At 73.8% G+C, this 20,072-nt stretch carries 16 protein-coding genes and 1 pseudogene; 7 read left to right on the top strand and 10 right to left on the bottom strand.

All coding sequences use genetic code 11. The annotated features are described in order from the left end of the window. Nucleotides 1-93: 93 nt before the first annotated feature. Entirely contained in the window at nt 94-642 is a 549-nt protein-coding gene (locus J4709_RS38210) for a YceI family protein (protein WP_208248634.1), read from the bottom strand. Between the two features lie 169 nt (nt 643-811). Between J4709_RS38210 and J4709_RS38205 the strand changes: the two genes are divergently transcribed. Next, the gene (locus J4709_RS38205; RefSeq protein ID WP_232384675.1) at nt 812-1,654 is read left to right on the top strand and encodes an SAM-dependent methyltransferase; all 843 of its coding nucleotides are present in this window, start codon (nt 812-814) and stop codon (nt 1,652-1,654) included. On the opposite strand, the gene J4709_RS38200 is transcribed toward J4709_RS38205, so the two are convergent. Together J4709_RS38200 and sigE are read right to left on the bottom strand one after the other, a co-directional pair. Then, complete coding sequence (locus tag J4709_RS38200) at nt 1,651-2,466, bottom strand: alpha/beta fold hydrolase (RefSeq protein ID WP_208248632.1); 816 nt, start codon at nt 2,464-2,466, stop codon at nt 1,651-1,653. The two genes, J4709_RS38205 and J4709_RS38200, sit on opposite strands and share 4 nt — an antisense overlap. A gap of 78 nt (nt 2,467-2,544) precedes the next feature. Then, nucleotides 2,545-3,075 carry an RNA polymerase sigma factor SigE gene (gene sigE, locus J4709_RS38195; protein ID WP_173101478.1) on the bottom strand — a complete coding sequence of 177 codons (531 nt, stop codon included), beginning with the start codon at nt 3,073-3,075 and terminating at the stop codon, nt 2,545-2,547. Between the two features lie 532 nt (nt 3,076-3,607). On the opposite strand from sigE, the gene J4709_RS38185 reads away from it, so the two are divergent. Next, complete coding sequence (locus tag J4709_RS38185) at nt 3,608-5,182, top strand: acyl-CoA synthetase (protein ID WP_208248629.1); 1,575 nt, start codon at nt 3,608-3,610, stop codon at nt 5,180-5,182. Between the two features lie 117 nt (nt 5,183-5,299). After that, a complete protein-coding gene (locus J4709_RS38180) occupies nt 5,300-6,838 on the top strand; it encodes a serine/threonine-protein kinase (protein ID WP_208248627.1) in 1,539 nt (512 codons plus the stop codon). 27 nt (nt 6,839-6,865) lie between these two features. Here the strand turns inward: J4709_RS38180 and rho are convergent. From rho to J4709_RS38165, 3 genes and pseudogenes are all read right to left on the bottom strand, one after another. Then, nucleotides 6,866-7,933: pseudogene (rho, locus tag J4709_RS38175) on the bottom strand (transcription termination factor Rho); the annotation flags it as partial. Between the two features lie 476 nt (nt 7,934-8,409). Then, nucleotides 8,410-9,240: a hypothetical protein gene (locus J4709_RS38170; protein ID WP_208248623.1), complete on the bottom strand. Its 831-nt coding sequence runs from the start codon at nt 9,238-9,240 to the stop codon at nt 8,410-8,412. Nucleotides 9,241-9,369: 129 nt separating this feature from the next. After that, on the bottom strand, nt 9,370-10,164 hold the full coding sequence (locus J4709_RS38165; RefSeq protein WP_208248620.1) for a PEP/pyruvate-binding domain-containing protein: 795 nt from the start codon (nt 10,162-10,164) through the stop codon (nt 9,370-9,372). A gap of 166 nt (nt 10,165-10,330) precedes the next feature. Between J4709_RS38165 and J4709_RS38160 the strand changes: the two genes are divergently transcribed. After that, a complete protein-coding gene (locus J4709_RS38160; RefSeq protein WP_208248616.1) occupies nt 10,331-11,101 on the top strand; it encodes an enoyl-CoA hydratase/isomerase family protein in 771 nt (256 codons plus the stop codon). Here J4709_RS38160 and J4709_RS38155 read toward each other — a convergent pair. The 3 genes from J4709_RS38155 to J4709_RS38145 all read right to left on the bottom strand — a co-directional run bounded on the left by J4709_RS38155 (nt 11,098) and on the right by J4709_RS38145 (nt 13,996). Further along, nucleotides 11,098-11,982: a hypothetical protein gene (locus J4709_RS38155; RefSeq protein ID WP_208248613.1), complete on the bottom strand. Its 885-nt coding sequence runs from the start codon at nt 11,980-11,982 to the stop codon at nt 11,098-11,100. The two genes, J4709_RS38160 and J4709_RS38155, sit on opposite strands and share 4 nt — an antisense overlap. Nucleotides 11,983-12,074: 92 nt before the next feature. Then, nucleotides 12,075-12,719 (bottom strand): LuxR C-terminal-related transcriptional regulator, encoded by a 645-nt coding sequence (locus J4709_RS38150; RefSeq protein WP_208248611.1) that lies wholly within the window; start codon nt 12,717-12,719, stop codon nt 12,075-12,077. After that, nucleotides 12,683-13,996: a sensor histidine kinase gene (locus J4709_RS38145; protein WP_307801911.1), complete on the bottom strand. Its 1,314-nt coding sequence runs from the start codon at nt 13,994-13,996 to the stop codon at nt 12,683-12,685. The genes J4709_RS38150 and J4709_RS38145 overlap by 37 nt, the downstream gene beginning before the upstream one ends. A 194-nt stretch (nt 13,997-14,190) precedes the next feature. Here J4709_RS38145 and J4709_RS38140 point away from each other — a divergent pair, with 194 nt between their 5' ends. Beyond that, nucleotides 14,191-16,386, top strand: coding sequence for an MMPL family transporter (locus tag J4709_RS38140; protein WP_208248608.1), 2,196 nt, complete (start codon nt 14,191-14,193; stop codon nt 16,384-16,386). A gap of 19 nt (nt 16,387-16,405) precedes the next feature. Here the strand turns inward: J4709_RS38140 and J4709_RS55120 are convergent, their stop codons facing one another. After that, entirely contained in the window at nt 16,406-17,578 is a 1,173-nt protein-coding gene (locus tag J4709_RS55120) for an RDD family protein (protein WP_208248605.1), read from the bottom strand. 181 nt (nt 17,579-17,759) lie between these two features. Between J4709_RS55120 and J4709_RS38130 the strand changes: the two genes are divergently transcribed. Beyond that, nucleotides 17,760-19,196 (top strand): MDR family MFS transporter, encoded by a 1,437-nt coding sequence (locus tag J4709_RS38130; RefSeq protein WP_208248602.1) that lies wholly within the window; start codon nt 17,760-17,762, stop codon nt 19,194-19,196. Next, nucleotides 19,193-20,068: a mycothiol conjugate amidase Mca gene (gene mca, locus J4709_RS38125; RefSeq protein WP_307801910.1), complete on the top strand. Its 876-nt coding sequence runs from the start codon at nt 19,193-19,195 to the stop codon at nt 20,066-20,068. The genes J4709_RS38130 and mca overlap by 4 nt, the downstream gene beginning before the upstream one ends. Nucleotides 20,069-20,072: the final 4 nt, after the last annotated feature.

The raw sequence follows: 20,072 nt of genomic DNA, 5'->3' as shown, positions 1-20,072 counted from the left end.
ATCTCTGTGGGGGGACGACCCCCCCCACGCCCCCCGGCAAGGGCCGCCTGACCGGCGCCTTCCGCTCCGCTGGCGCTCCGCTCCAGGCGCCGGTCAGGCGCGGACGGCCTGGATCTCCAGCTGGAGGTTGACCTTGTCGCCCAGGAGGGCGCCCTCGCCCTTGAGGGGCACGTTGAACTCGATGCCCCAGTCCTTGCGGTTGATCGTGGTCTCGGCGGAGAACCCGGCGCGCGTGCCGCCCCACGGGTCCTCGGCGACGCCGTTGAACTCGACCGTCAGGCTGACCGGACGGGTGACGCCCTTGATGGTGAGGTCGCCGTCCAGGTAGTACTCGCCGCCCTCGGCGCGCACGCCCTTGGTGTTGAAGGTCATGGACGGGTGGTTCTCGACGTCCAGCACGTCCGCGGTGCGCACGTGCGCGTCGCGGTCGGCGTTGCGGGTGTCGAGGGAGGCCACCTTGATCTCGGCGGTGGCGGTGGAGCCGGCGAGGTCCTCGGCGATCTGCACGGAGCCGGAGAACTCGGTGAAGGAGCCGCGCACCTTGGTCATCAGGTGGCGGATGGAGAAGGTGACCTCAGAGTGCGTGGGGTCGATGTTCCAGGTGCCGGCGGTCAGGCCCGGGGCGATGGTGGCGATGCTCATCGGTGTCTCCAGTGGCGATAGGTGCTTGAAACTTCAACGACTAACCCCGAGGTTAGTTGAAAGCTCAAACACATGTCAACCGCCCCTTGTTCCCCGTCCGCTCCGCCCCTCGCGTTCGCGATCTTCCGGCGGGAGCGGGGACGCCCGGACTAGAATCTCGTTCACCGTGATGGAAGGGGCCTTCGCGATGGGCGGGCAGGCGGCGGTGCCGGAGCAGGGTCCTGCGGACGAGGACGCGCTGAAGACCCACATCCCGCACTCCGCGCGGGTCTGGAACTACCTGCTCGGCGGCAAGGACCACTTCGAGGCCGACCGGCGGGCCGCGGAGCACTCCATCGGCCTCAAGCCCGACATGGTCGAGCAGGCGCGGGCCGACCGCGGGTTCCTCGGACGCGCCGTCCGGTACCTGGCGGGCCCCGAGAAGATCCGCCAGTTCCTCGACATCGGCACCGGGCTCCCCACCGCCGAGAACACCCACCAGGTCGCGCAGCGCGTCGCGCCCGGCTGCCGGATCGTCTACGTGGACCACGACCCGCTGGTGCTGGCGCACGCCCGCGCGCTGCTGACCAGCAGCCCGGAAGGCGCGTGCCACTACATCGACGCCGACCTGCGCGACCCGGACGGCATCCTCGCGCAGGCCCGGACGCTGCTCGACTTCACGCGGCCGGTCGCGGTGATGCTCGTCGGCATCCTGCACCACGTCGAGGGCGCCGACGCCTCGCACGCGATCGTGCGGCGGCTGATGGACGCGGTGCCGTCCGGCAGCCGGCTCGTCGTCAACCATCCGACGAGCGCCGTGCACGGCGAGCGGTCGGAGAACAGCGCGCGGATGTGGAACGAGTCGGGTGGCAGACCGACCGTCACGCTGCGCACCCCGGACGAGATCGCCGCGTACTTCGACGGACTCGGCCTCGCCGAGCCGGGCGTCGTGTCGTGCTCGCGCTGGCGCCCCGACCCCGCGGTCGCGGAACCCGAGGTCGACGCGTTCTGCGGCGTCGGCCGCAAGCCCTAGGACGCGGCGCTCTCCGGGCGGGCGCCGAGCAGCGGGTGGGCGCTGCCGTCCAGCAGGACGCGGGCGACCTGCGGCGGGTCGTCGGACATCGGGACGTGGCCGCAGCCCTCCAGCCAGACGAACCGGGCGTGCGGGAGGCGGCGCTGCGCGCGGACGGCCTGGCTGCGCAGCAGCAGCCGGTCCCGGGTGCCCCACGCGATGGTGACCGGGACGTCCGCGCAGGAGCCGAGGAAGCGGGTGTCGCGGCCGGCGCGGAGGGTGGGGTCGAAGCCGGCCGCGTCGCGCATCGCGCGGGCGTCGCCGGTGAGGGCCTCGACGTCCATCAGGTCGGGACGGCCGTAGATCATGCCGAACATGGCGGCGCGGCGGCGCGGCGAGCGGGCCAGCCGGGCCAGCACCGCGTCGGGGACGCGGGCGCCGAGCCGGGACGCGCGCAGCACCGAGGCGGCGTAGCGCAGTTCGGCGGCGTTGAAGAAGCCGGCGGGCGACAGCGCGGTCGCGGAGCTGACCAGGCCGCGGTCGGCGGCCTCCAGGGCGAACAGGCCGCCGAGCGAGTTGCCGGCGATGTGCGGGCGGTCCAGGCCGAGGTCGGCGAAGGCCGCGGTGAGGACGGCGAGCGCGGAGTCGAGCGTGTAGGGGGTGCCGTCGGGCAGCGGCGGGGACTCCCCGAAGCCGGGCAGGTCGACGGCGATGACGTCGCGTTCCGCGGCGAGCAGGTCCAGGACGGGGGACCAGCCCTGCCGGCGGTGGCCGATGCCGTGCAGCAGGACCAGCGGCGGGCCTTCGCCGCGGCGGTCGAAGACGATGTCCACGCGCCGAGGGTAAGCCTGAAGTTACTCGCCGGTCACTAGTGACGCTCGTCACGCGGAAAGGGGCGGGGCGCGGGGCGGTCAGCCCTGCGTCACCTCGGCGGGGCGGCGGTGCTCCAGGGCGTTGCGCAGCTGGGCGCGGCCCCGGTGGATGCGGGAGCGGACGGTGCCGAGCTTCACCCCGAGGGACGCGGCGATCTCCTCGTAGGTGAGGCCCTCGATGTCGCACAGCACGACGGCGGCGCGGTACTCGGGGGCGAGGCCGTCCAGGGCCTTCTGGATGTCGGCGTCGAGGTGCCGCTCGTCGTAGGACTGGGCGGGGCTCGGCTCGCGGCCCTGCAGCCGCTCGGCGGCGTCGTCGGCGAGCGCGTCGAAGCGGATGCGCTGCTTGCGGCGGGCGCGGTCGAGGAACAGGTTCGTCGTGATCCGGTGCAGCCAGCCCTCGAACGTGCCGGGGCTGTAGGACGACAGCGAGCGGAAGACCCGGATGAAGACGTCCTGGGTCAGGTCCTCGGCGTCGTGCCGGTTGCCCGTTAGGCGGTACGCCAGCCGGAACACCCTTGTGGAGTGCTCGGTGACGATCTCCTCCCACGTTGGAGGAGTCCACGCCATCGTGCCTGCGCTCACCACGACCCCCGTCTGATACGAAATCGTTACGGCCAAGCATGCCGGTACCCAGATAAGACCGGTGTAAGAAGCCCGCGGCGTGGCCGGATCCGGCTCCCGCGCGGATCCCGCCCTTCACCTGGGGATCATGGGCCGGACGCCCGCGGGCCCACGGTCCCGGCTGTGACCGATCGCTCATTTCCTTACAAGGCCGCCGGCCGCCGGGCTGCGTTCCGCAGGGGTGGACGGGCCGTCCCGGTTACCCAGTGAAGGCGGTGCCGCCTTCAATCCTCGACAAGAGGACTGAGAACCGTGGCTTCGAGGGGCTGACCGTATCCCCTGAGGGTAAGTCCCTGTACGTCGCGGTGCAGAGCCCGCCGTCCGACCAGGCCGACCCGTGTTCCGCTGCCGCGCCGAGGGAAACGGCACCGTGTGACCGAACTCATTGGACTCGATGACAACAGCCATTGAGCCGATCACCGGTCGCCGAGGATGATCGGAGGCGGTCCCACCCACCCCGACCCGACGAGGACGTGGCATGGCGCGCAGCTACAACCTGGCCGATCTGCTCGAGATCCTGGCGGCCGCGGGGCCCGAGCGCCCCGCCCTCGTCGCCGGCCCCGAGCGGCGCACCTACGCGCAGCTCGACGAGCGGGCGAGCCGGGTCGGCCACCACCTGGCCGGCGCGGGGGTCCGGCCCGGTGAGCACGTCGCGATCCTCGCCTACAACCGCGCGGAGTGGGTCGAGGCGATGATCGGCGCGTTCAAGGTCCGCGCCGTGCCGGTCCCGGTGAACTACCGGTACGTCGCCGGCGAGCTGCACCACGTGCTCTCCGACTCCGACTCCGTCGCGCTCATCGGGGAGCGGTCGCTGCTGGAGAAGGTCGAGGAGATCCGCGGCGACCTGCCGAAGCTGCGGCACGTCGTCGTGCTGGAGGACGGGTCGTCCGCGGACATCCCGGACGCCGTCCGGTACGAGGACGCGCTCGCGGCCGCCGCGTCCGGCGACGGCTTCCCGGAGCGCTCCAGCGACGACCGCTACATCATGTACACCGGCGGCACCACCGGCTACCCCAAGGGCGTCGAGTGGCGCTGCGAGGACATCTTCTTCGGCGCGCTCGGCGGCGGGAACGTCCTCGGCGACCCCATCACCAGCCCCGAGGCGATCGCCGCGAACGCCGAGCAGCCGCCGATGGCCGTGCTCGACTGCGCGCCGGTCATGCACGGCGCCGGCCAGTGGGTCGCGTTCATGGGCCTGTTCAGCGGCGCGAAGGTCGTCCTCTACACCGACCACGCGTTCGACGCGGGCACGGCGCTGACGCTGCTCGCCGAGGAGCAGGCGAACGTGATGATGCTGGTCGGGGACGTGATGGCGCGGCCGGTCGCCAAGGCCGTCGCGACCGGCGAGTACGACACCTCGTCGCTGATGGCGATCGCGTCCGGCGGCGCGCCGCTGACCGAGGGCGCCAAGTCGGCGCTGCGCGAGCATCTGCCGAACATCATGTTCCTCGACAACTACGGCGCGTCCGAGACCGGGGCGTGCGGGCCGTCCGTGGACGCCAAGGAGGGCACCGCCCGGTTCATGATGCGGCCGGGCATCACCGTCCTGGACGACGACCTGAAGGTGGTCGCGCCCGGCCAGATCGGGAAGCTCGCCCGCAGCGGCAACATCCCGATCGGCTACTACAACGACCCGGCGAAGACCGCGTCGACGTTCTTCACCGACGCCGGCGGCACCCGCTGGTCGATCCCCGGCGACTTCGCGAGCCTGGAGGAGGACGGCACGATCACCCTCCTCGGCCGCGGCTCCCTCATGATCAACACCGGCGGCGAGAAGGTCTACCCGGAGGAGGTCGAGGTCGCGCTGAAGGACCACCCGGACGTCTACGACGTCGTCGTGGTGGGCCTGCCGGACGAGCGGTTCGGGCAGCGCGTCGCCGCCGTCGTCGCGCCGCGCCCCGGCGCGGCGGTCACCCTGGAGGAGCTGACCGAGCACTGCCGCGGCCGCCTCGCCGGCTACAAGCTGCCGCGCGAGCTGAAGGTGGTCGACGAGGTGCAGCGCACCGCCGTCGGCAAGTCCGACTACAAGTGGGCCAAGTCCGTCTTCGCCTGACAAGCCGACGACCTGGGGAAACGCGGATTCCGCAACCAGCGGCGCGCCGGGGCGCGGTCAAGAAAGAATTGATGGCGCGGGGGCGTGCGGCGGCGATTCCGGGCGCATAACCACCCCATGGACGGGGACCGGCCGAAACCGCTCGCACGGCGGTACCGGCTGCTCTCCGTGGTCGGCCGCGGCGGCATGGGCACCGTCTGGCGCGCCTACGACGAGACCCTCGACCGGGACGTCGCGGTCAAGGAGGTGCGGCTGCCCGGCCGCATCACCGAGACCGAGCGCCGGGCGTTGTGCCGGAGGCTGCTCGCCGAGGCGCGGGCGACCGCCGCGCTCCGCCATCCCGGCGTCGCCGCCGTCCACGACGTCCTCGTCGAGGGCGGCCGGCCGTGGATCGTCATGGAGTTCCTGCCGTCGTGCTCGCTGAACCGGCTGGTCGGCGAGAGCGGCCCGCTCGGGGTGCGGCGGACGGCGCAGATCGGCGCGGCGGTGCTGTCGGTGCTGCGCGCCGCGCACACGGCCGGCATCCTGCACCGCGACGTGAAGCCGAGCAACGTCCTGGTCTGCGACGACGGCCGCGTCCTGCTCACCGACTTCGGCCTCGCGCTGCACACCGACCAGCGCCGCGACCCCGGCGGGATGCTCCAGGCGGAGACGATGGCGGCGGGCATCGAGGGGTCGCCCGCCTACCTCGCGCCCGAACGGGTGCACGGGCTGCCGAGCGTCGAGGCGTCCGACCTGTGGTCGCTCGGCGCGACGCTCTACACGGCGGTCGAGGGGTTCTCGCCGTTCCTGCGCTGCCACGCGCTCGCGTCGATGGTCGCGGTGCTGCTCGGCGACTACCCGCGGCCCGTCCGGGCGGGGGCGCTCGGGCCGGTCATCGAGGGGCTGCTGCGGGAGCGTCCCGAGGACCGGCTGTCGGCGGAGGCGGCCGCCCGCATGCTGCAGGAGGTCGCCGACGCCGAACCGGCGGGCGCGACCGCCGCCGTGCTCACCGCCCCGTCCCGGCCGCGCGGGCCGGTGCCGGACCGGGCGGCCCGCGTCCGGCGGACGCTGCGGGTCCCGGTGCGGGTCGGGCGGCGGCTGCGGCCCGGCGCCGTGCTGAGCGTCGCGGTCCTCGCGGCGGTCGCGGTGGGGGTCGGGACGTGGACGGCGCGGTGGAACTCCGTCGGCAAGAGCGACTCGGTGGCGCTGCGCCCGGCCGCCGGCGTCGAGGCGAAGATGGTGAAGTACACCGAGGCGGGCGCCTACTCGGTGCGCGTCCCGGCGGGCTGGCAGAGCGAGCGGCGCGACGACGTCATGGAATGGGACGACCAGGCGTCCGGGCGGGGGCTGCGCATCTCTCCGGCGCCGGGCGCGCCGCTGGACGGGCTGCGCGCCGCCGAGCGCAGAGCCGAGGCCGGACGCCTTTATCCCGGGTACCGGCGGCTGCGGCTGGAGGCCGCGCCGGAACTCGGCGAGAACGCGGCGGAATGGGAGTTCGTCTGGAACGGCGGGCATGGCGGCGGTGAAAGCGGCGCGCGCGCGGGCGGGGAGCATGTGCTGTGCAGCCGCGCCGCGGGATACGAATTCTGTTTCCACGCTCCCGAACCGCATTGGACGCCGGGGCAGCGGCTCTACGACCGCGTCCTCAGAACGTTCAAGTCACAGAAGGGCTGACCGCCGGAAAGCCGTGCGGCGGAAAGGCTAGAGGCCCTTCTGGAGGCGGAGCAGGAACTCGGCGTTCGACGAGGTGCCCTTCATCTTCTCCAGCAGCTGCTCGATCGCCTGCTGCCTTTCCAGGCCCTGCAGCGCGCGGCGCAGCCGCCAGGTGAGCGCCAGCTCCTCGGGCGACATCAGCAGCTCGTCGCGGCGGGTGCCGGACGCCTCGATGTCGACGGCGGGGAACACCCGCCGGTCGGCGAGGCTCCGGTCGAGCTTCAGCTCCATGTTGCCGGTGCCCTTGTACTCCTCGAAGAACACGTCGTCCATCCGGGAGCCGGTCTCGACCAGCGCGGTCGCGAGGATGGTCAGCGAACCGCCGTCCTCGATGTTGCGGGCGGCGCCGAAGAACTTCTTCGGCGGGTAGATCGCGGTGGTCGCGACACCGCCCGCGAGGATCCGGCTGCTGGAGGGCGCCGCGAGGTTGTAGGCGCGGCCGAGCCGGGTGATCGAGTCGAGCAGCATGACCACGTCGTGGCCCTGCTCGACGAGCCGCTTGGCGCGCTCGACGGCCAGCTCGGCGAGCGTGGTGTGCTCCTGCGCGGGCCGGTCGAACGTCGAGTGGATCACCTCGCCGCGGACCGTCCGCTGCATGTCGGTGACCTCTTCGGGGCGCTCGTCGATGAGCACCACCATGAGGTGCACCTCGGGGTTGTTCATGCTGATCGCGTTCGCGAGCGCCTGCAGCACCATCGTCTTGCCGACCTTCGGCGGCGACACGATCAGCCCGCGCTGGCCCTTGCCGATCGGCGCGACCAGGTCGATGACGCGGGTCGCGAGCGGGCCGGTGTCCAGCCGCAGCCGCTCGTCCGGGAACAGCGGGGTCAGCTTGCCGAACTCGGGGCGGCCGGCGGCCTGCTCGGGCGGCAGCCCGTTGACCGACTCGACGGTCGCGAGCGCGCCGAACTTCTCCCGGCCGCTCTTCGGCGGGCGGGCCGTGCCGGCGATGGCGTCGCCCGGACGCAGGTGGTGCGCCTTGACCTGGGCCAGCGACACGTGCACGTCGTCGTTGCCCGGCAGGTAGCCGGACGTGCGGACGAACGCGTGCTTGTCCTGGACGGCGAGGACGCCGTGGAACGGGACGGCCGGCTGGTCGTCGGCGGCCGCGGCGGGGCGCCGCGCCTGCTGCCGGTCGTTCTTGCGCGCGGCCGGAACGGCGTGCGCGCGTCCTTCCGTGCCGCGGCCTTCGCCGCCGCGGCGTTCGGTGGTGAGTGTGGGAGTGGACATACGGGTCCCTTCTCAGGGCGGCGCGGAAAGCGCCGCGCCCCCTGGAGTCGAACCCCGCGTACGGCGGCGGAACCCGCGGCTCGTACGCGAGGAGAATGCGAGAAATGCAGCTCGGTTCACCGGGCTGACGTCGGCTCCCTTGTGCGACGGTCCGGGACGCTCGTCGGTGCGTCCGGACGGGGGATCACCGGGCGCTCAGATGGCCCGGGCGGGGAAGAAGGCGCCTCAACCGCGGAAGGCGGGACATCAAAGGCGCTGCCTTGACAGTACAGCACCGGAGGCCGTTCGCGCATTCCCCAAGGTCACCGATGCGTTCTGGGCTTGGACGGCGGCCGGGGCCGGGTCGTGGTCCGGTGGGTGGGGCGCGGCGCCGGCGTGCTCGTGTGCGTGGGCTCCTCGGCCGGGTGCGTGGTCGGACGCGTCGTCGGGTACGAGGTGGGCCGCTTGGTCTTCGTGGTCTTCCAGCGCGGCGTCGTCCGCCACGGGGTCGGGGTGTCGCGCTCGATCGGGAAGGCCAGGTAGTGCCGCGGCCCGCCGCCCCGCGGCGCCGAGGCGCTGCACCCGGCGTCCTCGTACACGCCCTCACCGACCTTGACCTGCGACGACGCGGACACGTCCAGCTTCTTGCCGACGTCGATCGTGCCGTGGTCGGCGGGCACCCGGCCGGGCAGGCTCACCATGACCGTGTCGCCGTTGAGGGACGTGCCGGAGCCGAGCTCCTTGCCGTCCGGGCCGCCGCTGACGCGCCACTGGCCGCCGGCGAAGGTCGCGTCGACCTGGGACGTGCGCGACCCGTCGCGGATCACCGTGGTGTAGGTGGCGCTCCCGGACCCGGTGGAGCCGGGCGGCCCGGCCGTCGTGAACGCCACCCGGAGGATGTCCGGCCGGCGCTCCCACGCCACCGACGTCAGGTCGCTGCCGGGCGGCGCCGGGTTCGGGGACCCGTGCGCCGTCACGTCGCCCTGCGGGTCGTCGCACTTCAGCGGCCAGTTCGCGGAGACCGGCGCGGCCCGCGCGGCCGGCTTCGGACGCGGCGCGCGGGGCGTGCCGGTCCCGCAGCCGGCCATCGCGACGGCGAGTACCGCGGCCCCGCCGCCGACGGCGATGCGCGTGATCAGGCGGCGTTCCCGCACGTTCCGACTCCCCGGCCCACGGATGCCCGACTCGCACCCCTACGACGCTTACGGTCACCTTCGACTCGCGCGCCGCAGGGGCGGTTCCGCCGGATCCCGGCCGCGTCCGGCCACTCCCCGCCCGGCGGGTCAGCTGGCGGGGCGGCGGGCGCGGGGCAGCGTCAGGGACGACAGCGGGCGCGTCTGGAGGAGCCACACGGCGTCCTCCCGGTCGAACCCGAACTCGATCTCCTGCGGGCCGCCGAACAGCGCCGCGGCCCGCGCCGCCAGCTTCACCAGCGTCCGCAGCTGCGGCCGGGTGAGCGGCTCCTCCGGCGGCGCCCCGCCGTCGCGTTCCACGCTGACGACCTTGCCGCGCCGGTTGAGCGCGTAATGCGTCGCGGCCTGGCTGTCGCGCAGCGCGGACGGGCCGCCGAGCGCGGCCGACACGATCACCCGGTCGGTGCGGCCCTCCAGCGGGTCCGCGCCGAACAGCACGCCGCCCGACACCAGGTCCAGCTGCGGCTGGACGAGGATCGCCGTGGTCGCGGGCCCGGTCGCGGACGCCACCACGCCCGTCACGGCCTTGAGGAACTCGGGCCACCCCTTCACGTCCAGCGCGGACACGTACCGGCCCCGCGCGCCCTCCTCGTGCGTCGAGGAGGACCGGACCGCGAGCGCCCGGGCGCCGTTCCCGCTGAGGCGGGCCCACGCCTTCCGCAGCTCGCCCGTGTTGCGGTAGCGCTCCCCGCGGGGGAAGCACTGCACCGGGATCACGAACCCCGGCGGCACCGGAAGCCCATGGCGCACCGCGCGCGCCAGGTCGGACGCCTTCGCGCCGGCCATGTCGGGCGCGGCGGCGAGGGGGTCGTCCAGGTTGATCGTCCAGAAGGCGTGTGCGCTCTGCTGCACCACGAGCTCCGTTTCGGGTCGGAGACCGCTCATATGTCTAGAATCCGGCGGGCGTCCCCAGAATTCCTCCCTCACGGGGACCGTCCCTAATCCATCCGGAGGGACCATCCTCGGGCGGCCGCGTCGTGCTCGGGGCGGAGGAGCGTCCGGCATGCCGGGTACGTACGATGATCCCGCTGGTGGAGCGGTAGGGAGGACCATGGGCGGCGGGTTGCGGTGCGAGGTCGCGGGCGGGGTGGGGACGATCACCATCGACCGCCCGGAGAAGCGGAACGCCATGTCGGCGGACATGTGGCGGGCCCTCCCCGGCGTCCTGGACGGCCTGGAGGCCGATCCGGGCGTCCGCGTCGTGGTGCTGACCGGCGCGGGCGGCAACTTCTGCGCGGGCGCGGACATCTCCGAGCTGCCCGACATCCACCGCGACGACGACTCGCACCTGTCGACGGTCGCCGAGCGGGCCCTCGCCGCGTTCCCGAAGCCGACGCTCGCCGCGATCGAGGGGTTCTGCGTCGGCGGCGGCTGCCAGCTCGCCGCGGCCTGCGACCTGCGGTTCGCGGCGCCGGGCGCCCGGTTCGGGATCACCCCCGCCAAGCTCGGCATCGTGTACCCGGCGGCGGCGACGGCGCGGCTCGTCCGGCTGGTCGGGCCGTCCGCCGCGAAGTACCTGCTGTACTCGGCCGACCTCGTCGACGCCGGGCACGCGCTGCGGATCGGGCTGCTGAACGAGATCGCCGACGACCTGCCGGCGCGGGTCGCCGGGTTCGCCGAGACGCTCGCGTCGCGCTCGCTGCTGACCCAGCAGGCGACCAAGGACATCGTGGACGCCATCGCCGCGGACGGGCCGGTGGAGGAGCGGGTCCGGGTCTGGCTGGAGGAGGTCGCGGCGCGCGGCGAGGTCGCCGAGGGCATCGCCGCCTTCCTCGAACGCCGCCCGCCGCGCTTCACCTGGACCTCCCGCCCCGCTCGTTAGACCGCGGACGCGTCGAGGAGCCGGGCGGCGGGGAGGCGGCGCAGGCGGGCGGACGCGCGGGACGGGTCGTCCAGCAGCCCGGCGGTCTCCGGCAGGCGCAGCTCGGCGAGCGGCAGCACCCCGCACAGCAGCTCCCCGGACGTCCGGACGATCAGCAGCGGCCCGACCTGCACGGTGGCCTTCGCGGCGCCGCGCAGCGCGGTGAGCAGCGCCGCCGCCTCGGCGGTGGCGGCGCCGCGGCCGGGGCGCAGCGCGGCGAGCAGCTCGATGAAGTCGCGTTCCAGGCCGCGCGGGCTGCGGCCGGACAGGTAACGGCGGTCGCCGTCCGCCAGCTCGCACCAGAGCCCGTACCGTTCGAGGAACCGCTCGAACGGTGCGGACAGCGCGGCGCGGGCCGCGTCCGGCGCGGCGGTGAGGGACCCGGCGACGAGGTCTCCCGGCTCGGCGCCGAGCGACGCGGCGACGGCCTGGTCGAGGCGCGCGACCAGGTGCCCGCGCAGCGCGGCGACGTCGGCGGTGAGCCGTTCGAGGGCGGCCTTGTAGGAGTTCAGCCGCTCGTTGACCTCCGGCACCATCCGGTCGTTGATCTGCGCGACCAGCGAGCCGATCCGCTCGTCGGTCTCGCGCAGCGACGCGGTCAGCCGGTCCTGGCCGGCGGCGAGCGGCTCCAGCTCCGCCGTGCGGTCGGCGGTGAGCCGGTCCAGCCGCTCGCGCTGCGCGGAGCGGAAGTGCTCCAGCTCGTCGCGGGTGCCCTTGAGCGCGATGAGCTGGGTGCGGATGTCGGCGATCTCGGGCGCGCCCGCCCGGCGCCTGCGGTCGAACGCCAGGTACAGCTCGCGCCCGGCGATCGCCAGGCAGAGCAGGACCAGGATCACCTTCATCGCGCCCTCCCAAGGGCCACCTCGCCCGAGCAACCTATTTCACTGCGCGGGGCCCGGGATAGTCCGCGGAACGCGGCGAATCCGCGCGCGGCCTAGCGATTGAGATACGCGAGTACCGCGAGGACGCGGCGGTTGGTGTCGTCGGTGACCGGCAGGTCGAGCTTGGCGAAGATGTTCGCGGTGTGCTTGGTTACGGCGCGCTCGGTCACCACCAGCTGCTCGGCGATCGCCGCGTTGGAGCGGCCCTGCGCCATCAGCTCCAGCACCTCGGTCTCGCGCGGGGTGAGCCGGCCCAGCGGGGTGTCTCGGGTGCTGCTCGCGAGCAGCCGGGAGATCACCTCGGGGTCCATCGCGGTGCCTCCGGCGGCGACGCGGCGGACCGCGTCCACGAACTGGGCGGTGTCGAACACCCGGTCCTTCAGCAGGTAGCCGATGCCGCCGGTGCCGTCGGCGAGCAGCTCGCGGGCGTACAGCTGCTCGACGTACTGCGACAGCACCAGCACCGGCAGGCCGGGGATGCGGCGGCGCGCCTCCAGCGCCGCCTGCAGGCCCTCGTCGGTGAAGGACGGCGGCAGCCGCACGTCGACCACCGCCACGTCCGGGCGGTGGTCGACGAGTGCCTTCAGCAGCGAGGGCCCGTTGTCGACGGCGTCGGCGATCTCGAAGCCGTGCGTCTCCAGGAGGCTGACGAGCCCCTCCCTCAGGAGGGCGAGGTCTTCGGCGAGGACAACGCGCACGGCAGCTCCAGCGTCACGATGGTCGGTCCGCCCACCGGGGAGTTGAGGGCGAGGACGCCGTCGAATGTACCGATCCGCCGCTCGATCCCGCGCAGCCCCGTGCCGTTGTCCAGGGACGCGCCGCCGTGCCCGTCGTCGGTGACCGTGACGCGCAGCATGCCGCGCTCGTACCGCAGGTCGACCCAGACGCGGGACGCGCCGGAGTGCTTGGCCGCGTTGGTGAGGATCTCCGACACCGCGAAGTAGGCGGCGGACTCGACCGGCGGCTCGGGGCGGGCCGGCAGGTCACCGGTGACCTCGGTCTTCAGCGGGTGGTCGAGCGCGAGTGCCTTCACCGCGTCGACGATGCCGCGGTCGGCGAGCACCGGCGGGTGGATGCCGCGGACGAGGTCGCGCAGCTCGTGCAGGGCCTGCGCGGACGACTCGCGGGTCTGCGCCAGCAGCAGCCGAGCCTTCTCCGGGTCCCGGTCGAGCAGGTGCTCGATGGCGCCGAGGGTCATGCCCATCGCGACGAGCCGGGCCTGCGCGCCGTCGTGCAGGTCGCGCTCGATGCGGCGCAGCTCGGCGGCGGAGGCGTCCACCGCGTCCGAGCGGGTCTCGGTGAGGTGCCGGACGCGCAGCGCGAGCCGCGACTTCTCGGTCGGGCCGAGGATCGCCTGCCCCCAGCGGCCGTACACGTCGAGCATCTTCGGGCCGATCAGGAACCCGGCGGCGATGAACAGCGTGCCGGTGGCGGCGGTCAGCACGAGCTGCGCGGGGTCGTCCCCGTAGCCGTGGTGCACGTGGACGTAGGCGTACCAGTCGTTGCCGCCGTGGTCGCCGATCAGCTTCCCGGCGAACCCGGCGAGGAGGTAGCCCCACACCCCGTACCCGATGAGCACCGCGGGCAGCGCCGCGGTGAACAGCGCGACGAACGGGTCGGCGACGACCCAGAGGTAGTCGCGCCAGGTCGCGGGGTCGCAGATCAGCGCGATGAAGCGCCGCATGACGCCCTGGAAGCCCGGTTCGGTGTCGGGCTGCGGCAGGTAGGGGCGCTCGATCCGGTGCCCGGTCCAGCGCCCGATCCTCCCGCGGTACCGGTCGAGCCGCCGGCGCAGCAGCATCGTCGCGGACGGGAACAGCAGGATGCCGACGAAGCTCGTGACCATCGAGACGACCGTGATGAACCACAGCCCCACGAAGGTCGCCGGGATCCCGAGGAACCACAGCCCGAGCCCGCGCCACGGCGTCCTGAGCCGCCGCTGCCAGGGGTTCTCGCTCACCAGTTGCCCGCTCACCGTTTCCTCCGGTCGTCGCCTGCCGTCGTGCGTCCAGTCTCCGGCCGGCGTCCCTCCCGCACAGTGTGCCCGCAACCCGGACAAGGGGTGTATCTACCTACACCCCCGGACGGCATCTGGAGCCATGTCGCCGGGCCCGCCCGCCCGGTTGCCTTAGGGGGTCACCTCGTATCGACGACCCAGAGGATCCCCCCATGAGAAGGAACGCGGCCGCCGCGCTCGGCGGCTGGAGCGCGCGGCACCGGCTGGCGGCCGTGGTGGGCTGGCTGCTGTTCGTCGTCCTGGCCACGGTGCTGGGCGGCGCCGCCGGGCAGGTCAAGATGAGCGGCCACGAGCAGGGCACCGGAGCGTCCGCGCGCGCCGAGAAGATCATCGACGACGCCGGGATCGACGACCCGGACTCCGAGGCCGTGCTGGTCACCGGCCCGGCGGGCTCCCCGCGGGTGGCCCGCGCGGTGGCGGCCGTCCGCGCGAACGTCCAGGCCACCGGGAAGATCACGGACCTGCGGCCGGCCGCGGTGGCGAAGGACCGGCGGCACGTGCTCGTCCAGTTCACGCTGAAGGAGGTGCCGGACGGGGCGCCGGACCCGCTGCCCGCGATCGAGGACGCCGTCGCGAAGGCGCAGCGCGACAACCCGTCGGTGCCGATCGGGGAGTTCGGCGGCGCCTCCGCCGGCGCCTGGTTCGACAACGCGCTCAGCAAGGACTTCAAGCGCGCCGAGCTGACGGCGGTGCCGCTGGCGATCGGCATCCTGCTCGTCGCGTTCGGTGCGCTGCTCGCGGCGGTGCTGCCGGTCATGCTGGCGTTCACCGCCTACCTCGCGGCCGGCGGGCTCCTCGCCGTGGCCAGCCACGCGGTGCACCTGGACGACACGACGAACTCGGTGATGCTGCTGATGGGCCTGGCCGTCGGCGTCGACTACTGCCTGTTCTACCTGCAGCGCGAGCGCGAGGAGCGGCGGGCCGGCCGGGACCGGGAGGCGGCGCTCGCGATCGCGGCGGCCACCTCGGGACGGTCGGTGCTGATCTCCGGCGTCACCGTGATGGTCGCGATGTCGGGGATGTTCCTGTCCGGCCTGCTGCTGTTCAAGGGGTTCGCGATCGCGACGATCCTGGTCGTGTGCATCGCGATGCTCGGCTCGGTGACGGTCCTGCCCGCGCTGCTGTCCCTGCTCGGCGACAAGGTGGAGGCCGGGCGGATCCGGCTGCCGCGCCGGCGGCGCGGTGAGCGCGCAAGCCGCCGCGGTGAGCGCGCCGGTGTCGTGGGGACGCTGCTCAAGCCCGTCCTGGCCCGTCCGGGGATCGCGGCGGTGCTGTCGGCGGGGCTGCTGCTGGCGCTCGCCGCGCCCGCGCTCGGCATGAAGACGGCGAAGCTCGGCATCGACCAGCAGATCCCGCCCGGCGAGAAGATCGCGCAGACCTACACCGAGATGAACAGGGCGTTCCCCGGGAACCCGGCGCCCGCGCACGTGGTCGTGAAGGCCCGCGACATCGACGCGCCGCAGGTGAAGGCGGCGATCGGGGAGCTGAAGCGGCGGGCGCTGGCGTCCGGTGAGATGAACGCGCCGATCGAGGTGACCGTGCACGAGCGGGCGAACGTCGCGGAGATCGAGGTGCCGCTCGCCGGCGGCGGCTCGGACGCGACCTCCAAGCACGCGCTGGAGACGCTGCGGGACACGATCGTCCCGCAGACCGTCGGCCGGGTCGCGGACGCGCCGGTGGGCGGGCAGCTCGCCTGGTCCACCGACTACAACGCCCGGCTCGGGCACGCGATCGTGCCGGTGTTCCTGTTCGTCATGGGCATCACGTTCCTGCTGATGCTGGTCTTCTTCCGCTCGGTCGTGATCGCGCTGACCGCGATCGTGCTGAACCTGCTGTCGGTCGGCGCCGCGTACGGGGTGATGGTGGCGGTGTTCCAGCACGGCTGGGGCGACTCGCTGGTCGGGACGCGCGGCGCGGGCGCGCTGGAGTCGTGGATCCCGCTGTTCGTGTTCGTGGTGCTGTTCGGGCTGTCGATGGACTACCACGTGTTCGTGGTGTCGCGGATCCGCGAGGCCCACGACCGGGGCCTGGACACCGCCCGCGCGGTCGGCGAGGGGGTGCGCGCCACCGCCGGGGTCGTGACCGGCGCGGCCGTCATCATGATCGCCACGTTCGGGATCTTCGGGACGCTGTCGATGCAGGACTTCAAGCAGCTCGGCGTGGGGCTGGCGGTGGCTGTGCTGATCGACGCGACGGTCGTCCGGATCGTGCTGCTGCCCGCCGCGATGGCGCTGCTCGGCCGCGCGAACTGGTACCTGCCCCGCTGGCTCGGCTGGCTGCCGCGCGTCTCGCACGGCGAGCCCGCGCCCGTCCCGTCGCCGGCGCCGCCCGCCGTCCCGGTTTCCTAGCGGGCCAGCAGCCGCCGCCCTAGCCGGGTGGCGGCTGCTGCTCGTACGGCTGCCGGTACGCCTCGTCCGGCGCCTGGAGGCCGTACGGGGGCTGCTCCTGTGGCGGGGCCATCCGCTGCTGTGGCGGGGCCACCGGCGGATACGGCAGGGCCGGTGGAGGCGGCGGCAGGGCGGGCCGGGCCGGTTGCTCGACGGCCCTGCCCGCCCTGCGCTCCCGGTAGGCGTCCCGGACGCGGCCGCCGAGGCGCTTGCCCGCGTCCTGGACCTGCTGCGCGCGTTCGCTCGCCGCGGCCTCGCGCAGCTTCCCGGCGGACTGCCGGCCGAGCTCCCGCAGCCGCTCCGCCCGCTCGGACTCGATCGCCTGCTGGACGCGCTCGTGCTGGGCGAGCCGCGCGGCGTTGTCGCGGGCGGCCTGCCCCATCACCTGGCCCGCGGCCTGGGCGCCGTCCCAGGCGACGACGGCGCCGTGCCGCGCGGCCGCCACGGCGGCCCGGTAGGCGCCCGCCCGCATCACGACCGTGCCGGCCATGAGATCGGCGAGCGTGCGGCGCCGCGGGCCGGCGAGCGCGGGCAGGCTGTTCGCCAGGAAGGCGAGGATCGCGAGCGCCCACAGCAGGACGGCGAAGAAGAACAGGCCCTCCAGGAGGAGCACCCAGGCGAGCGCGTAGAGGCCGGTCCCGGACGCGGTCGTGAGCAGCGCCCGGCGCATCGCGCGTCCCTTGCCCGGGCCCGCGTCGGCGGAGGCGTGCCGGACGCGCAGGTCCATCGCGGCCTTCCCGGCCGTCCGGCCGGTCCAGGCCAGCCCGACGAACTGGTGGAGCAGTTCCGCGAGCACGAGCAGCAGCAGGGCCTGCTCGATGGTGGTGACGAAGGTGCCCCACACCCCCGCGCCGAACTCGCCGGCGGCCTTCTCCACGCTCCCGCCGGACACCAGGAGTTCGAGCCCCGCCGACCACGCTCTGCGCGGCAGGTCGTCGGCGACGTAGGACTGCAGCCGTCCCCAGGTCATGCCGGCGAGCAGCACGGCCACGCCGGCCAGGATCCCGGCGTCGATCGACCAGGCCAGCAGCCGCCGGACGCGGGACGCCGCCTCGCTGACCGGCCCGGCCGGCTCGTACAGCGGCGGCGGCACGGGACCTCGGTACGGGCCGCCGTAGGGCGCGGGGAACGGGGAGGGCGGAGGGCCGTGCACGGGGGACCCCTCTGGCTCGACAGAGATCATCGCGATCGTAAGGGCCCGGGTCGGCGGCCGCCATCGGATGACCGCCTTCTGCCATCCGCATTCGAAAGATGGGTCGAGTCTAAAAATAGCCTTGACCAAGTGTGTGGACTGAACCTAAGTTTGTGCTCGTACCACTTACTTGGAGGTGTCCATGACCGCGCCCTCTCGCGCACCCGCCGCGCCCGCCGCGTCCGCGGCCCCGGAGCGGCTCGACCCGGCCCTGCTCAGGACCTCGTTCGTGCTGGTCCTCGGGCCGATCCTCGCCCTGCTCGACACGACGATCGTGAGCGTCGGGCTGGACGCGGTCGCCCGCGACTTCGGCGCCCCGATCGCGACCCTCCAGTGGGTGTCCGCCGGGTACCTGCTGGCGATCTCGATGGTGATGCCGCTCGCCGGCTGGGCGAGCGACCGGTTCGGCGCCCGGACGATGTGGATGACGTCCGTCGCGCTGTTCACCGCCGGGTCCGCGCTGTGCGGGCTCTCCTGGTCGGCCGGGAGCCTGATCGCGTTCCGGGTGCTGCAGGGCATCGGCGGCGGGCTGATCCAGCCGATCGGCCAGTCGATCGTCGTGCGGGCCGCCGGGCCCGGACGGCTCGGCCGGGTCTTCGGCGTCACCGTGCTGCCGCTGACGTTCGCGCCCGTGCTCGGGCCGCTGCTCGGCGGGCTGATCATCGAGCGGCTCGACTGGCGCTGGATGTTCCTGGTGAACGTCCCGCTCGGGCTGGTCACGCTGGTGCTCGCGGCCCGGTTCGTGCCGGCGTTCGCGGGCGCCGGCGGCGCGGCCCGGCGGCTGGACGTCCGCGGCCTCGCGCTGCTGTCGCCCGGGCTCGCGGCCGTCGTCTACGGGTTCTCCGAGGCCGGCGGCGCGGGCGGGTTCGGCGCGCCGCGCGTCGTCGCCTCGCTCGCCGCGGGGGCCGTCCTGCTCGCCGGGTACGGGGCGCACGCGCTGCGGCGGCGCGGCGCCGCGCTCATCGACCTCGGGCTGTTCGCCCGGCGGGGCTTCGCGGTCGCGACGGCCAACTCGTTCCTGCAGGGCGCCGCGCTCTACAGCTCGATGCTCCTGCTGCCGCTCTACTACCAGCAGGTCGAGCACGCGTCCGCGCTGGAGGCCGGGCTGCTGCTCGCCCCGCAGGCCCTCGGCACGGCCGTCGCGACGTTCTACGCCTCGCGGCTGACCGACCGGATGGCGCCGCGCCCGATCATCCTCACCGGCATCCTGCTCACCCTCGCCGGGACGGTCGCGTTCACGCGGCTCGGCGCGCATCCCGCGGGCTGGCTGCTGACGCTGTCGCTGGTGGTGCGCGGCGCCGGGCTCGGCGTGGTGATGGCGCCCGGCATGGCGACCGTCTACGCCGCCGTCCGCCCGGACGAGACGGCCCGCGCGGCCGGCGCCGTCAACACCCTCAACCGGGTCGGCGGCTCGCTCGGCACCGCCGTCCTCGCCGTCGTGCTGCAACGGTCGCTCGGCCACCACGCACCGGCCGCCGCGTTCGGCGCGACGTTCTGGTGGGCGGTCGGCCTCTCCGCGGTGACCCTGGTGCCCGCGCTGTTCTACCCGTCCCGCAAGCCCGGAAAGGAAGCCGCGTGAACCTGCGCATCACCCGTGGAGAGCGTCCGCGGCTGCTGAGCGTGCACGCGCACCCGGACGACGAGTCGAGCAAGGGCGCCGCGACGCTCGCCAAGTACGCGGCGGAGGGCGCGGACGTCCTGGTCGCGACCTGCACGGGCGGGGAGCGCGGCAGCGTCCTGAACCCGGCGCTGGACCGGCCCGAGGTCCGCGCGGACCTGCCGGCGGTCCGGCGCCGGGAGATGGAGGCGGCGCGGCGGATCCTCGGCGTCCGGCAGCGGTTCCTCGGCTTCACCGACTCCGGGCTGCCGGGCGACGGCGAGGACCTGCCGGCGGGCTGCTTCGCGCTGGAGCCGCTCGCGGACGCGGCCCGTCCGCTGGTCGCGCTGGTTCGCGAGTTCCGCCCGCACGTCGTGGTGACCTACGACGAGACCGGCGGCTACCCGCACCCGGACCACATCAAGACGCACCAGGTCGCGGCGGAGGCGTTCGACGCAGCCGCGGATCCGGCGCGCTACCCAGGGACGGGCGAGCCGTGGCGGCCCGCGAAGCTGTACTACCAGGGCGCGTTCTCACGGAACTGGTTCCAGGCGCTGCACGACGGCATCCTCGCGCGCGGCATGGAGTCGCCGATGGGCCCGGTCCTCGCGGAATGGCCGGAGGGCGCCGCGAACCTGGACATCACGACGCGGGTCCCGTGCGCGGAGTACTTCGCGGTACGGGACGCGGCGCTCCTCGCGCACGCCACGCAGGTGGACCCGGACGCCGGGTTCATGCTGCACCCGCGCGACGTCGAACGGGAGGTGTGGCCCACCGAGGACTACCGGCTCGCCCGCGCGCACGTCGAGGCGCCGCTGCCGGAGGACGACCTGTTCGCCGGCCTCCGTCCTTAGGGGG

It is taken from the genome of Actinomadura violacea, assembly GCF_017573465.1.
Classification (GTDB): domain Bacteria; phylum Actinomycetota; class Actinomycetes; order Streptosporangiales; family Streptosporangiaceae; genus Spirillospora; species Spirillospora violacea.
Note: the sequence above shows the minus strand (reverse complement) of the source record. Positions and strands in the feature narration are given on the sequence as shown.